This window comes from Promicromonospora sp. NPDC019610 (genome assembly GCF_044389365.1).
Classification (GTDB): domain Bacteria; phylum Actinomycetota; class Actinomycetes; order Actinomycetales; family Cellulomonadaceae; genus Promicromonospora.
Genome location: NZ_JBIRXX010000001.1, coordinates 690,691 through 704,908 on the forward strand (window position 1 = coordinate 690,691; position 14,218 = coordinate 704,908).

The window sequence follows — 14,218 nt, forward strand, 5'->3', positions numbered from 1 at the left end:
AGGTGATTCCGGGCCGAATGAGGGGGTAGAAGCGCACCTTCCGTTCAGCGGGCGGCGGGTGCCCGCTGTGACCTGCTGGCGCGGTGTCCGCTGTGCGAGGTGTCCGCGGGGCGGACAGCACCGTTGCGGAGGCGGCCGGGCGGGCCGTACACCGCTCGGCGGGGACCCGCGGAATGTGGCTCAGGTGGAGAGTCCGGCTGAGGTGAATCGGCCGGGGGCAGGCTGGCCGAAATCTAGCCCACGCGACCACCCTTGGTTCTGATGCACGCGCTGCGCCGGTGAACCTGCACGAACCGGACACTACGGTCTGGGTTCCCGCTCGGCGTGTCTGGTGTCCTCCCGGACATGGCTCACCCCGTGCCGTGCCGTGCCGCGCCGCCTCGTCCCTCGTCGTGCGACCTCACCGCGGGCGGGTCCACTCCAGCGTGTACCGGAAGAACAGCCGACGGCGGACCCGTGCGCCTGGCAGCACCGCCCGGGCGGTCCGGGAGATCTCCGCGAACGTCTCGGCGGGATCGCGCACCGGCATCGGGGGTCCGCCGTCGTCCACAGGGTTCCGGACCGGCTGTGGATGCTTTACCAGGCCCACCAGCGGGTTGAGGAGGGACGACGGGACGTCCCAGGCGAGGTCGGTCAGCGAGTCGGCCCGTGCCAGGCCGACCACCAGCAGCCGCCCGCCGGGGGCGAGCAGCCCGGCCGCGCGCCGGAGCGCCGCCTCCAGCGGGAGATGGTGCAGCACCGCGACCATCGTGACGGCGTCGAACGTGCCGTCGACCTCCTCGAACCGGGCGTGGCGCACGGTCACCGAGGGATCGCGCGCGAACCGCTCGGCGGCGACCGAGGCCATGGCGGCGTCGGCGTCCACGCCGAGCACCTCGTCGAACCGCCCGCGCAGCCGGCTCAGCAGCAGCCCCGTGCCACAGCCGACGTCGAGCGCCCGCCGTCGCCGGCCTGGGAGCCGCCCGGCGCCACGCTGCCGCCCCGGGAGCCGCCGCAGGATCCACCCGTGGAAGCGGTCGTTGTGGCTCCACGGGTGTCGCTGGTTGACCCGGTGCAGCCAGCGGCCGCCGGCCCGCACGATCGGGTTGCCCACGGTCCGGATGTCCATGCGCCATCACGGTAGCGGTGACGAGCGCGGACCTGGTTGCTTTCTGGGCGCGGGATTCCGCCACCAGGCCCGCGCTCACCGGACCGGGACACCGTCGCCAGCGCCGCGCTCACGAGGACGCGCCGCGCCCTGTGAGGAAGATGTTCGGCTCGGGTAACCGAGGGCGCACCGGCGCGAAAAACCCGCGACCTACGGTCAAGACATGGTCAATTCCGGCAATCCTCAGCACCTCGTGGTGATCGGCGGTGGCATGGTCGCGCAGCGGCTCGTCGAGGCGCTGCGCGCCCGGGACGACGCCGGTCGCTACCACGTCACCGTCTTCGCGGAAGAGCCCCGCGCGCCCTACGACCGTGTGGGCCTGACCCGCTGGTTCGACGAGGGCCCCGAGGGCATCGCCCTGGGCGACCCGGCCCTGTGGGCGGACCCGCTCGTCACCCTGCACACCGACCGGAAGATCGAGTCGATCGACCGCGCGGCGAAGACCGTCACGGACCGCCTCGGCAAGGTGCACCCCTACGACGAGCTGGTGCTCGCCACGGGCTCCAGCGCCGCGATGCCGCCGATCCCCGGGAACGACCTCCCCGGCGTCTTCGTCTACCGCACCATCGACGACGTCGCGGCCCTGCGCGGCTGGGTCGAGGAGAAGCGGCGCAGCTACCCGGAGGGCAAGCCGGTGCGCGGTGCCGTCATCGGCGGCGGCCTGCTCGGCCTGGAGGCCGCCGGGGCCCTGACCGCGCTGGACGCGCAGGCCACCGTGATCGAGTTCGGCACGCACCTCATGGGCGTGCAGGTCGACCTGGGCGGCGGTCACGCGCTGAAGCGCCTGATCAACGGCAAGGGCATCGGCGTCCGCGCCGAGACCGCGACCAGCCAGATGAAGCCGCACCGGCGCACCGGCCACGTGGGCCGGCTCGACTTCGCGGACGGCGGGCGGCTCGACGTCGACGTCGTCGTGGTCGCCACGGGTGTGCGTCCCCGCGACGAGCTCGGCCGGGCGGCCGGGCTGCCGGTCGGCGAGCGCGGCGGCGTCGTCGTCGACCTGACCTGCCGCACCGAGGACCCGCACGTCTGGGCCGTCGGCGAGGTCGCCTGCATCGAGGGCCGCTGCCTGGGTCTGGTGGCGCCCGGCAACACGATGGCCGAGGTGGTCGTGGACCGGCTGCTCGGCGGCCTGGCCGAGTTCCCCGGCGCCGACACCGCGACCAAGCTCAAGCTCTCCGGCGTCGACGTCGCCTCGTTCGGCGACGCGCACGCCCGCACCGAGGACGCCGTCGAGGTGGTCTGGGCCGACCCCGTGGCCGGCGTCTACAAGAAGCTCGTCCTGTCCGACGACGCCCGCACCCTCCTGGGCGGCGTCTTCGTGGGCGACGCCGCACCGTACGCGAGCCTGCGCCCCATGCTCGGCGCGGAGCTGCCGGGCGACGACCCCAGCGCGTTCCTGCTCCCGGAGGGCGGCGGGTCCGCCCCGGGCCTGGAGCTGCCGGACGACGCCAACGTCTGCTCCTGCAACAGCGTCTCGGCGGGCACCATCCGCGGCGCCGTCACCGAGCACCGGTGCACCGACGTGCCGGGCGTGAAGGCCTGCACCCGGGCCGGCACGACCTGCGGCGCCTGCCTGCCGCTGGTCAAGAAGCTCGTGGACACCGAGCTGGAGCGCGCCGGCATCGAGGTCAGCACGGCCCTGTGCGAGCACTTCGAGCTGTCCCGGGCCCAGCTCTTCGACGCCGTCCGGGTCGCCGACCTGCACTCGTTCAGCGACATCGTGGCCCGGTTCGGGGTCGCTTCGCCGGCGGTCGGCAACCGCGGCTGCGACATCTGCAAGCCCGTCGTCGCCTCGATCCTGGCCAGCCTCGGCAACGGGCACATCCTCGCGGGCGAGCAGTCCACGCTCCAGGACACCAACGACCACATGCTCGCCAACCTGCAGAAGGACGGCACCTACTCGGTGGTGCCCCGGATGCCCGGCGGCGAGGTCACGCCCGAGGGGCTGATCGTCGTCGGCCAGGTGGCCAAGGACTTCGGGCTCTACACGAAGATCACGGGCGGCCAGCGCATCGACATGTTCGGCGCCCGCGTGGAGCAGCTCCCGGACATCTGGCGCCGCCTGGTCGACGCCGGCTTCGAGTCCGGGCACGCGTACGGCAAGTCGCTGCGCACCGTGAAGTCATGCGTCGGCTCCACGTGGTGCCGCTACGGCGTGCAGGACTCCGTGGGCATGGCCGTCGAGCTGGAGCTGCGCTACCGCGGCCTGCGCTCGCCGCACAAGCTCAAGATGGGCGTCTCGGGCTGCGCCCGCGAGTGCGCGGAGGCGCGCGGCAAGGACGTGGGCGTCATCGCCACGGACAAGGGCTGGAACATCTACGTGGGCGGCAACGGCGGGCAGACGCCGCGGCACGCGAAGCTGCTCGCGGAGGACCTGACCTCCGAGGAGCTCCTGCGCACCATCGACCGCTTCCTCATGTACTACGTGCGCACGGCCGACCGGCTGCAGCGCACGGCGCCGTGGATCGAGGAGGTCGACGGCGGCCTGGAGGGCGTGCGCGAGGTGATCATGGAGGACTCGCTCGGCATCTGCGCCGACCTGGACGCCGCCATGGCCCGCCACGTCGAGAACTACGAGGACGAGTGGAAGGCCGTGCTGGAGGACCCGGAGAAGCTGCGCCGGTTCTCCTCCTTCGTCAACGCCCCGAAGGCCGCCGACCCGTCGCTGGCCTACGTGACCGAGCGCGGCCAGCGCCGTCCGGCGACGTCGGCCGAGCGCGCGTCCGGCGTCGTCATCGCGGGCCCCGAGCTGGAGGTACGAGCATGACCGTCAACGACGTGTCGGACGCACAGGTCACCGGAGTGACCTGGGGGTCTGACCAGCCGGGCGAGGTGCGGTGGGAGCGTGCCTGCCTGCTCGCCGACCTGTTCCCCGAGCGCGGCGCGGCCGCGCTCTTCGGAGACGTCCAGGTCGCCCTCTTCCGCCTGTCGGACGACGCCGCCTACGGCGTCCACGCCGGGCAGGTGTACGCCGTGCAGAACCTCGACCCGTTCTCGGCGGCGCACGTCATGTCGCGCGGGATCGTCGGCACGCGGGGCGGCGAGCCCACGGTGGCGGCGCCGGTCTACAAGCAGGTGTTCTCCCTGGCCACGGGCACGTGCCTGGTCCTGGCGGACAAGCAGCCCAAGGACGACCTCCCGGCAGACCTCGTGACCTACCCGGTCGAGGTCCGCGAGGACGTGATCTACGTGGGTCTCCCGTGACGACGGGGCGGGTGACGCTCGTCGGGGGCGGGCCGGGCGCCGTCGACCTGCTGACCGTGCGGGCCTGGCGGGCGCTACAGGCGGCCGACGTCGTGGTGGCCGACCGGCTCGGCCCCGTCGAGATCCTCGCCGAGCTCCCGCCGCACGTCCGTGTGGTCGACGTCGGCAAGGAGCCCGGCCGGCACCCCGTGCCGCAGGAACGCATCAACGAGCTCATCGTGGAGCACGCGCTGGCCGGCGCCCACGTCGTCCGGCTCAAGGGCGGCGACCCGTTCGTGCTCGGCCGGGGCGGCGAGGAGGTGCTCGCGTGCGTCGCGGCCGGCGTGCCGGTCGAGGTGGTCCCCGGCATCACGTCCGCCGTCGCTGTGCCGGGGCTGGCCGGCATCCCGCTCACCCACCGCGGGGTCACCACGGGCTTCCACGTGGTCTCGGGCCACTGCGCCTCGGTCCCCGCCGCCGACGAGGTGTCAGACGTGCAGGTCCCTCGGGTGACCCACAGGTCTGACACGTCCGGGCCGCTCGACGAGGCCGCGCTCTCCTGCGTGCGGTTCGGCACGGCTACGCTTGTCGTGCTGATGGGGGTGCGGTCCCTCGGCGCGATCGTGGCGCAGTGCCTGGCCGCAGGCGCCGATCCCGGAACTCCCGTGGCGATGGTGGAGAACGGTTCCACGCCGCAGCAGCGTGTCACGCGGGCCCGTCTCGACCAGGCGGCGGACGTGGCGGCGGCTCGTGGTGTGCGGTCGCCCGCGGTCGTCGTCATCGGCCACGTGGCCGCGGCCGGGCTTCTGGAGGGTACGAGTGAGCGACGTCTGGCAGGTGCCGGTGTCTGACGTCGCAGCGCCCGCCCGCGCCCAGGCTGCCCACCCGACGCTGGGCCAGGTCATGGCCGGTGCGACCGTGCTCGTCACGGCGGAGCGCCGGGCCTCAGAGCTCGCCGCCGCCCTGGAGCGCCGCGGTGCCACGATCCGGCACGCGCCCGCGCTCAGCATGATCCCGCACGTCGACGACCAGACGCTGATCGCCGCGACCCGGGCCATCGTCGCCGCGCCGCCCGACGTGCTGGTGGTGACGACCGGGATCGGGTTCCGCGCCTGGATCGAGGCCGCCGACGCCCACGGGCTCGCCGAGCCGCTCCTCGGCATGCTCACCGGGACCCGGCTCGTCGCGCGCGGCCCCAAGGCCCGCGGCGCGATCCAGGCCGCCGGGCTGCAGGCCGACTGGGTGGCCGAGTCCGAGACGTCCGCCGAGGTGGCGGAGGTGCTGCTCAGCGAGGGCGTGCAGGGGCTGCGCATCGCGATCCAGCACCACGGCGCCGGTGCCGACGGGCTGGACGAGGTGTTCGAGAAGGCCGGTGCGCAGGTCGCGAGCCTCGTCGTCTACCGCTGGGGCCCCGCGCCGGACCCGACGGCGGTCCGCGACTCCGCGCACGCCGTGGCCGACGGCGAGGTCGACGCCGTGGTCTTCACGTCCGCGCCCGGCGCCGAGGCGTGGCTCCAGGCCGTCGAGGCCGAGGGGCTGGTCGACCGGGTCCGCGCGCGGTTCGCCGACGGCGGCACCGTCGCCGCCGCCGTCGGGCCCGTGACGGCCAAGCCGCTGGAGCACCGCGGGATCGTGCCGCTGCAGCCCGAGCGGGGGCGGCTCGGCGCGCTCGTGCGCGCGCTGGTGGGGCACTACGAGCACATCGAGTCCGTGGCGCTGAGCACGGTCGCCGGGTCGCTGGTGATCCGGGCGCGCGTCGCGGTGCTGGACGGCAGGGTGCTGCCGCTGTCCCCGACCGGTGTCGCGGTGCTGCGCCTGCTCGCGGCGGCAGAGGGCGACGTCGTGCCGCGCGAGGAGGTGCTCGCCGCGCTGCCGGGCGACTCGCAGGACACGCACGCCGCCGAGGTGGCGATCGCGCGGCTGCGCGAGGCGGCCGGCCGCCGGGACCTGATCCGCACCGTGGTCAAGCGGGGCTACCGCATCGAGCTGGCGTGACGGTCCCGAGGCGGCCCGGGCGCCGTCCCGCGGCGGGGGCCCCTGTACCGCGGACGCCCTCTCGTGGGTCCCACGCTGATCCCCTTTGAGGCCCGGCTTTCTTCGCTTTGCGCCGCCGCAAAGCGAAGAAAGCCGGGCCTCAAAGGGGAGGGGCGGCACGCCGGGATCAGTCGGCCAGAACGCGAGCTCCGTGTCCCACTGCGCCGTGTCGGCCCGCTCCGCGGGGTCGGTGAGGTAGAGCTCGGCTCCCCTCGCACCCCGCCCGAGGCGTCCGTGCTGCAGGTCGTCCGTGCTGCGGGTTCCGCAAACTGCCCGCGCGTCGCCATCATCGTTCTGGCGTCCCCGCCCGTCAGGGAGGATGAAAGCGAGAGGGGGCGTCACAGATGGCGCAGTGGGAGAGCGAGCTCGAGGAGCTCATGGCGCGGCGGGGCCGCGCGCTGGTCGGGTACGGGTACACGCTGTGCCGGGACCGGACGCAGGCCGAGGACCTGGTGCAGGACGCGCTGGTCAAGGTGTTCTCGCGCCTGCGCCGCCCACGCGGCACGGCGGAGGACGGCGGGCAGGTCGTGGACCTGGACCAGCCCCGGCTGACGAACGCGGAGGCGTATGTGCGCCGGGCGATGCTGACCATCTACCTGGACGGCTACCGGCGGCAGACGAGCTGGACGGGCATCAAGCACCTGCTGGCCGAGGAGGACCGCGCGCCCGCGGCGGAGCGCGTCGCGACGGCGCGGGTCGACGTCGGGGTGGCGCTGGCCCAGCTCTCGCCGCGGCAGCGCGAGTCGGTGGTGCTGCGGTTCTTCGAGGACATGACGGTGCCGCAGATCGCGCAGACCCTCGGCACGAGCCAGGGCACGATCAAGCGGCACCTCTCCAACGCGATGGAGGTGCTGCGCGGCTCGCTCGCGGAGATCACGGTGCCGGAGATGGACACGGCGCTGGACGAGCGGCTGGACGTGGTCTCGGGTCTGGTGCGCCGCCGTCGTGCGGTGAAGGTGGGCGCGCTGGGCGGTGCCACGCTCGTGGTCGCGGGCCTGCTGGCGATGGCGGCGCTGTGGGGGCCGGCGCGGCTCCTGTCCGAGCCGGTGGTCCCGGCCACGCAGAGCCCGGAGGTGTCGAACGCGGCCGTGGGCGGCTGGGCGCCGATGCAGTGGACCGACCAGGGCCCCCAGTACCGCTGCGGCATGGAGGTCACGGAGCTGACGTCGACCTCCGACACCGTGGAGCTGGAGCTGACCGGCGACCTGACGGTGGACGAGTACGGGCTCACCGCCCCGGTCCGCATCACCCGTGCGGACGCCGAGGGCCCGGCGCTGGACGGCGGCTACCCGATGCTGGTCTTCGCGCAGAACGGCCAGGTGGTCGACCTGGGGGCGGGCTGGCACGAGGCCGGTTACAAGCTGCCCGCCGCCGGAAAGTCCCAGGACGACGTCGCCGAGGCCGCCGCCGCCACGGCGTGCGGCGACTGGACGGTCGGCATGATCTCCGAGACCTTCCTGGAGCCGCGTCCGGCCGGCACCTACGACGTCTACGCGGTCATGCCGTGGAGCGACGGCAACGGGGGCGAGATGGCCGTCAGCGAGCCCGTCACGCTGGAGGTGCCCGAGGTCGACGTACCGGCCGAGGAGCCGCTGACCGTCGACATCCGCGACGGCTACCAGCCCGCGTGGCTGGAGGGCACGCGCCTGGCCTGCGGCGCCCACGCGTCGGACATCCCGCAGGGCACGCACGTGCCCGATGAGCGCGGGAACCTGAAGCTCTCGGCCGACACCAGCGATGCGTCCCTCACCCCCACCGAGGTGACGGCCACGTTCGAGGAGACCGCGGGCAAGGCCGTCGACACCACCCGGACGCCGGTCACCCTGGTCTGGCTCAGCGCGGGACGCGTGGTCGGGGTGGGCCGGGACGTCTGGTCGGAGCCGGCGGAGGACCTCCTGGTCGACGCCGGGGGCGACACCTCCGTCGTCGTCCCCGTGGAACCGGACCTCACCTGCCTCACCGATCCCGACGCCGGGCTGCCGGACGGCGGCTACACCCTCTACGCCTTCACCGAGATCGACCCGGGGTCGGACGGCGAACCGCAGTACCTGGCCACGGAGGCTTTCGCCGACTACTACATCGGCGAGTGACCAACGAAACCTCCCCGGTGCGCGTCATGGGGTGTGTGGAGACGATGACAGCACACACGCACCGGGGAGGTGGCCATGGCGGTATGGGAGAACGAGCTCGATGAGCTCATGAGGACGCGCGGCAGCGCGCTGGTCCGCTATGCCTACATGCTCTCCGGCGACCGCGCGCTCGCCGAGGACCTGGTCCAGGACGCACTGGTCAAGGTCTACTCGCGGCTCCGCCGCCCCGGCCGGGGCGGCGGGGTGGGCGTGGTGGCGGGCAGCTCGGCGCACGACCTCGACTCACCGTTCACCAACGTGGAGGGCTACGTGCGGCGGGCGGTCCTGACCATCTACCTGGACGGCTACCGCAAGCGGCAACGCTGGTCCGGGATCAAGCACCTGATGGCGGACGACCCCAGCACCCGCGGCGCCGACCAGGCGGCGTCGGCGCGGGTCGACGTCATGACGGCGCTCGCGAAGCTCGGCGCCCGGGAGCGCGCCTGCGTGGTGCTGCGCTACTTCGAGGACATGACGGTGCCGCAGATCGCGGACGCCCTGGGCACCGCTCAGGGCACGGTGAAGCGGTACTTGTCCGACGCGACCAAGAACCTGCAGGAGATCCTGCGCCCCGACGACTTCCGACCTGCCGAAGGGAGGGCCGCCCGATGAGCCTCGACGACCTGAACGACCGTTCCGACCGGAACGACTTCCTGAGCGGCGCACTCCATGGCGCCGCCGACGCGATGCCCGGAGGGGAGGCGAACGACTTGCACGTCTCGTTCTCGGTGGTGCGCGACCGCGTGCGGCGCCGTCGTGCCGCGAAGGTCGGCAGCCTCGCCGGCGCCAGCCTGGTGGTGGCGGGCGTGCTCGCCTTCGGCGTCACGCAGACGCCGCTGTGGGACAGCGCCGACCCGGTGCTGCCGGGGTCGCCCACCGAGATCGTGGCCCCGAACCGGTCGGCGGACCCGACCGGCGAGCCGTCCCCGTCGGGACCGCCCGCGACGAGCGTGATCCAGGACGGGTACGTGCCCTCGTGGCTGGACTGGAGCGACCTGGCCTGCGGCATGCCGGTGACGGACCTGGAGACAACGGCGGCGGGCTGGTCCGCCGAGGCGATCGGCGACATCTACTCCGTGACCTCGGACCTGGAGGGCGAGCCCTCGACCACCTGGGGCATGGCGGCCACCGTCGCAGGGGCCGACGGGTCGCTCGACGTCTTGCCGGTCCTGGTCTGGAGCCAGGACGGGGTCGTGGTGGACCTCGGGACGAACGTCTTCGGGGCGCCGGGTCTCCGCGAGCCCCTGGTGGGTTCCGCCGGGGACGCGACCGAGGCCCAGGGGGGTGCGTTCACCACCTGCGCGCCCGTCGGGACCGAGACCGCCGACACCTTCGACACGCCGCTGCCGGAGGGCGACTACGAGGTGCGGGTGGTCGCCTTCCCGCAGACCGCCTCGGGGGTGTTCGCGACGGCGGTGAGCGAGCCGGTCCCGGTGCGCCTCGACGCCGACGGCGCGCACAGCCCCACAGGTGAGCGTGGCGGCGATGCGACGATCGAGCCCCCGGAGCGCGTCGAGGGTGAGCTCAGCCGCATGGTCCTGGACCGCAGCACGGACTGGGTCTCCGCCCGGGAGACGCATTTCGGGTACAGCACGATCGGCACGCCTGTCGTCACCGCCGAGTGCGAGAGCGGCGACCCCGCGGACACGGTGTCGATCGAGGTGGTGCAGCCGTCCACCGACGAGTCGTTCGCGTCCTTCGACGTTCCCTGCGACGGCGAGCGGTTCGTGTCGCCCTCCGTGGTGGGCGGCGGCGGCGAGGTCGTCGACCTTCGGCTGGCGAGTGTGCCCGACGGCGTCGCGCGGTTCTGGGCGACCCTCGCCCCGAACGCCGGCGGCAGCGGCGGGAGCGACGGCGAGGCCGCCCGGGCCTGCTCGGCGGACGGCCTCGACCTGGCCTACGACCCGGCGAACTCGCCGAGCGAGGGGGCCGGTGCGAAGGCGGAGGCCATCGTGGACGCGGCGCTGGCCTGCGACTCCGACCAGCTCATGGGCCTGGCGAACCAGGACGGAACGGAACTCATGTTCACCGAGACGGCGGAGCAGACCTTCGCCCTGCCCGACACCGACAGCCGGCACTACGAGACCCTGGTCCGGCTGCTGACCAGCACCATGGGCGTGCCCTCCGGGCAGAGCGGTGGCGTCCCCACCGTCGTCTGGCCGCAGGTCGCCACCGAGGAGTTCCGCGACTCGGCCGAGGCTTGGCAGGAGGTGGTGGACGCGGGTCTGCTCACGCAGGAGCAGGCCGACGCCCAGCAGGCCGACGGGACCTATACCGGCATGGTGGTCGGCATCGGCGAGGACGGCACCTGGCGGTACTACTCCGCCTCCGACTGACCCCGCCGTCGTCGGGCCCGGACCGGGCCGACCCGATAATGGACCCGGCCGGAAAAGTTCGGCCCGCGTCCCAACGGTTCCTGCGCCTCGCTCGTATGTGGGTAAGAGCGGGGCGCAGGAACCGCAGGCGAGGGGACGAGAACGTGATGGGGCAGACGACGTGACCGGGTCAGGGCAGGCCCTGCCATGAGCGCACGCTGGGACGACGAGCTCACCGACCTGGTCACGAACAGAGGGCGCGCCCTGGTGGGTTACGGGTACGCGCTGACCGGCGACGTGCGTCGCGCGGAGGACCTGGTCCAGGACGCGCTGGTGCGCGTCTTCCGGCGGTTCCGCCGCCCGGAGGCCGCGGGTGCGGAGGGCTTCACGGAGTTCCCGCTGAACGAGGGCGGGCACCACGCGGGCATCGAGGCGTACGTACGCCGGACGATGCTCAACCTCTACCTCGACGAGGCCCGGCGGTTCACGCTGTGGCGCAAGGCACAGCCCAAGGTGGCCGTCGAGGACCGGGTGCGCGCCCCGGCGTCCGACATCACCGCCCGCGCCGACGTGACCGCCGCGCTGCGCGGCCTGAGCCCGCGCCAGCGCGCCTGCGTCGTGCTGCGCTTCTACGACGACCTCACCGTGCCCCAGATCGCCGCGACGCTCGGCATCGCCGAGGGCACCATCAAGAGACACCTGGCCGACGGGATCAGCGCGCTGCGCGGGATCCTGGTGCCGGAGGGAGAGCTTCGATGAGCGGGCACGACGACCACGGCGCCGACGACCTCGGCATCGGCCGCGACGTGCTGCGGCAGACCATCGACGCGCTCGTCTCGGGCGCCACACCCTCGGACGTGCCCAGCGCGCCGGAGGAGAACCTCGGGCTGCTGCGGCGCAGGGTGCGCACGTGGCGGATCGCCAAGGCCGGTGCGATGGGGCTGGGCACGGCCGCCGTCGTGGGCGCGCTCGCGTTCAGCGCGGCGCAGGCCTCGACCTTCACGCGGTCCGAGCCGCTGCCCGGACGTCCCACGATCGAGGCCACGGAGACGGGCCCGGCGCCGTCGGAGATCCCCACGACGCGCCGCTCGCCGAGCCCGACGGCGTCGGCGAGCCCGTCGCCGTCACCGTCGGGCAGCCCGGACCCGGTGCCCTCGGGCGCCGCGGCCGTCGAACCGAGCGCCGACCCGAGCGCGTCCTCGGTCGCGACGAACGAGACGGACCCGATCACCGCGACCTACGTCGACGGGTACGTGCCGCAGGGCTGGCGCGACAGCTTCCAGATCGAGGGGCTCGACGCCCACTGCGGCATGGCCGTCGAGGATCTGCTGGGTGCACCGGACGGGGGCTTCGACCTCGAGACGACGAGCGCCCTGGCCGCGCGGCAGGACGCGGACGGCTGGCGGGCGGGTACCCGGCTCACCGGTGACGCCGCCGCGCTCAGCGGCTACCTGGACCCGATGCTGGTCTGGGTGCAGGACGGTGTGGTGGTCGACCTCCCGGTCAACAACGCCTCCAACCTGAGCTACTACGCACCTGAGGAGGGCGCTCCGGAGGGCCCGTGGGACCTTGAGGCGCTGACGGAGCCCACCAACGCGTGCGCGGCCGAGATCGAGGGGTCGGAGGACGACTTCCCGGTGGTGTACACCCACCTGCGCGAAGGCGGCACGTATGACGTCTACGCCGTGATGCCGGTCTTCGGTGCGGACGACGTCGTCTGGCTCGCCGTCTCCGAGCCGGAGCGCGTCACGCTCGAGGACGGGTCGGGCCGCGACCGGTAGCTCGCGACGATCGCGGCGCTGCGCCGGCGGCCCCAGCGTTCCAGGCGCTCGGGGCCGCCGGGCAGCCGGCCGAGCACGCGGTACCGCCACGTGTTCAGCGGCAGCAGGTAGGCGTGCGCCCACGGCGGGCGCAGCGGCAGGCCGAGCTCCCGCATGCTGCGCACCCCGAGGAACGTCGTGAGCATCGACAGCAGGCGCTCCCGCTCGAACCACGCCCGGGCCGGCTGCCACCCTGCCGGCCCGCGGTAGGTCCGTTCGGCCTGCGCGGCGACGACGGCCCGGGCGAGCCGCGGCCCGGCGTCCGACACCCCGGCCTGGGCCAGCAGCACGTGGTGGTTGAGGCGGTGTCGCGCCCACTCGTCGTCGACCAGGAAGTCCGAGTGCACGCCCATCAGGTGCCCCACCCACTTCCACAGGTGCATCAGGGCCCGGCTGTCCGACGGCGGGACGGGCACCCCCAGCGCCCGGCAGCCCAGGATCAGCGTGCCGTCGAACAGCCCGAGCGTCGCCGCCTGGTCGGCCTGGTTGATCGGCAGGCCCCAGCGGGCGGTGTCCCAGCGGGGCGTGCCCGGATCCGCCGCCCTCGGATCCGCCGCCCTCGGGTCCGCCGCCCTCGGGTCCGCCGCCCTCGAACCCTTCGCGCCGGGCCGGTCCGCGAACGACGCGCCGACCAGGGCGTGCATGACCCGGACGTGCAGGGTCGCGCGCCAGGCGGGGGCGAACGGCCGCAGCGCGCCCGGCTCGGACAGCCCGACCGTCCACTCCTGCGTCTCGGCGAGCCGACCCAGCGTCCCGCCGGTCAGGGCGCCGGTCGCGACGAGCAGGTCGGTCGGCCCGCCGAACCGGTACCCGCCCACCAGCGAGAGCTGGAGCAGCACGTCGCCCGCGTTCTGCCCGAGCCGCCGCTGCACCGCGGCCCCCTGCTCGACGAGGTCCCAGTCGACCCACCCGGGCACGGCGGTGACGTCGGCGAGGAACCGCCGGAGCGCCCTGGGCCGCCCCTGATTGCCGGCCCCTTCCTGCCCCTCGGACACGAGATCGGTCGGTTGCGTCGAGACCGGTCGGTCGTCGGACCGATCTCGACGCAACCGACCGATCTCATCTGCGCCGTCGGGCAAGATGCCGAACTCGACGGCACCAGGTCGAGGCGCGGGCGCAGGTGCGGGCGCGGGCGCGGGTGCGGGCGCAGGAGTAGGCGCAGGCGCAGCGTCGGGCCCCGCGAGCGCCGCCCGCAGCTGCGCGTGCGTGACCCGTTCGGGGTCGCCGGCGGGGAGCCGCAGGGCGGCGGCGAGCGCAGCCCCGGCGTCGTCCTCCTCGGAGAACGCGCGGCCGATCCGGGCGAGCAGGGCCTCGTCGACGCCGCGCACCCGGCCGAGCACGCGCAGCGGGCGGCCGATCCGGGCCCCGCGCGCCTCGGCGGCGCGGAACCGGCGCGGGTACGCCGCCGAGCCTGGCTCGACGTCGTCCACAGGGTTGTCCACCGGTTCGCCCATGTCCTCATCCTGACCCGGACGGCCCCGGGGGGACCAGGCCCCGGTGGAACAGGCCCCAGCGGACCAGGACCCGACCGCAGAATGGGCCCGTACGCGCCACAACCTCCTGGCGACCTGGTTCGTCGACACGGTC

General features: G+C 73.9%; 11 protein-coding genes. 9 read left to right on the top strand and 2 right to left on the bottom strand.

Going from position 1 to position 14,218, the window contains the following annotated elements; all coding sequences use genetic code 11:
* Positions 1-400: 400 nt before the first annotated feature.
* A complete protein-coding gene (locus ACH45N_RS03020) occupies positions 401-1,108 on the bottom strand; it encodes a class I SAM-dependent methyltransferase (RefSeq protein ID WP_397391013.1) in 708 nt (235 codons plus the stop codon).
* 202 nt (positions 1,109-1,310) lie between these two features.
* Between ACH45N_RS03020 and nirB the strand changes: the two genes are divergently transcribed.
* The 9 genes from nirB (at position 1,311) to ACH45N_RS03065 (ending at position 12,592) form a co-directional block, all read left to right on the top strand.
* Positions 1,311-3,917 (top strand): nitrite reductase large subunit NirB, encoded by a 2,607-nt coding sequence (gene nirB / locus ACH45N_RS03025; protein ID WP_397391015.1) that lies wholly within the window; start codon positions 1,311-1,313, stop codon positions 3,915-3,917.
* Positions 3,914-4,354: a nitrite reductase small subunit NirD gene (gene nirD / locus ACH45N_RS03030; protein WP_397391017.1), complete on the top strand. Its 441-nt coding sequence runs from the start codon at positions 3,914-3,916 to the stop codon at positions 4,352-4,354. Before nirB ends, nirD begins: the two co-directional genes overlap by 4 nt.
* Positions 4,351-5,184, top strand: a complete 834-nt coding sequence (gene cobA / locus ACH45N_RS03035) for a uroporphyrinogen-III C-methyltransferase (RefSeq protein WP_397391019.1) — start codon at positions 4,351-4,353, stop codon at positions 5,182-5,184. Before nirD ends, cobA begins: the two co-directional genes overlap by 4 nt.
* Positions 5,185-5,236: 52 nt before the next feature.
* Positions 5,237-6,328 (top strand): uroporphyrinogen-III synthase, encoded by a 1,092-nt coding sequence (locus ACH45N_RS03040; RefSeq protein WP_397393783.1) that lies wholly within the window; start codon positions 5,237-5,239, stop codon positions 6,326-6,328.
* Positions 6,329-6,711: 383 nt separating this feature from the next.
* Entirely contained in the window at positions 6,712-8,457 is a 1,746-nt protein-coding gene (locus ACH45N_RS03045; RefSeq protein ID WP_397391021.1) for an RNA polymerase sigma factor, read from the top strand.
* A 75-nt stretch (positions 8,458-8,532) separates the two neighbouring features.
* Positions 8,533-9,108, top strand: a complete 576-nt coding sequence (locus tag ACH45N_RS03050) for a sigma-70 family RNA polymerase sigma factor (protein WP_397391023.1) — start codon at positions 8,533-8,535, stop codon at positions 9,106-9,108.
* Positions 9,105-10,832, top strand: coding sequence for a hypothetical protein (locus ACH45N_RS03055; protein WP_397391025.1), 1,728 nt, complete (start codon positions 9,105-9,107; stop codon positions 10,830-10,832). The genes ACH45N_RS03050 and ACH45N_RS03055 overlap by 4 nt, the downstream gene beginning before the upstream one ends.
* A gap of 186 nt (positions 10,833-11,018) precedes the next feature.
* Positions 11,019-11,570 carry a sigma-70 family RNA polymerase sigma factor gene (locus ACH45N_RS03060; RefSeq protein ID WP_397391027.1) on the top strand — a complete coding sequence of 184 codons (552 nt, stop codon included), beginning with the start codon at positions 11,019-11,021 and terminating at the stop codon, positions 11,568-11,570.
* Complete coding sequence (locus ACH45N_RS03065; RefSeq protein ID WP_397391029.1) at positions 11,567-12,592, top strand: hypothetical protein; 1,026 nt, start codon at positions 11,567-11,569, stop codon at positions 12,590-12,592. Before ACH45N_RS03060 ends, ACH45N_RS03065 begins: the two co-directional genes overlap by 4 nt.
* On the opposite strand, the gene ACH45N_RS03070 is transcribed toward ACH45N_RS03065, so the two are convergent.
* Positions 12,490-14,085: an oxygenase MpaB family protein gene (locus ACH45N_RS03070; RefSeq protein WP_397391031.1), complete on the bottom strand. Its 1,596-nt coding sequence runs from the start codon at positions 14,083-14,085 to the stop codon at positions 12,490-12,492. The genes ACH45N_RS03065 and ACH45N_RS03070 overlap by 103 nt on opposite strands.
* Positions 14,086-14,218 lie beyond the last annotated feature (133 nt).

Coding starts and splice junctions, on each gene's coding strand:
- ACH45N_RS03020 (WP_397391013.1), bottom strand. CDS start 1,108: ATGGACATCCGGACCGTGGGCAACCCGATCGTGCGGGCCGGCGGCCGC.
- nirB (WP_397391015.1), top strand. CDS start 1,311: ATGGTCAATTCCGGCAATCCTCAGCACCTCGTGGTGATCGGCGGTGGC.
- nirD (WP_397391017.1), top strand. CDS start 3,914: ATGACCGTCAACGACGTGTCGGACGCACAGGTCACCGGAGTGACCTGG.
- ACH45N_RS03040 (WP_397393783.1), top strand. CDS start 5,237: ATGGCCGGTGCGACCGTGCTCGTCACGGCGGAGCGCCGGGCCTCAGAG.
- ACH45N_RS03045 (WP_397391021.1), top strand. CDS start 6,712: ATGGCGCAGTGGGAGAGCGAGCTCGAGGAGCTCATGGCGCGGCGGGGC.
- ACH45N_RS03050 (WP_397391023.1), top strand. CDS start 8,533: ATGGCGGTATGGGAGAACGAGCTCGATGAGCTCATGAGGACGCGCGGC.
- ACH45N_RS03055 (WP_397391025.1), top strand. CDS start 9,105: ATGAGCCTCGACGACCTGAACGACCGTTCCGACCGGAACGACTTCCTG.
- ACH45N_RS03060 (WP_397391027.1), top strand. CDS start 11,019: ATGAGCGCACGCTGGGACGACGAGCTCACCGACCTGGTCACGAACAGA.
- ACH45N_RS03065 (WP_397391029.1), top strand. CDS start 11,567: ATGAGCGGGCACGACGACCACGGCGCCGACGACCTCGGCATCGGCCGC.
- ACH45N_RS03070 (WP_397391031.1), bottom strand. CDS start 14,085: ATGGGCGAACCGGTGGACAACCCTGTGGACGACGTCGAGCCAGGCTCG.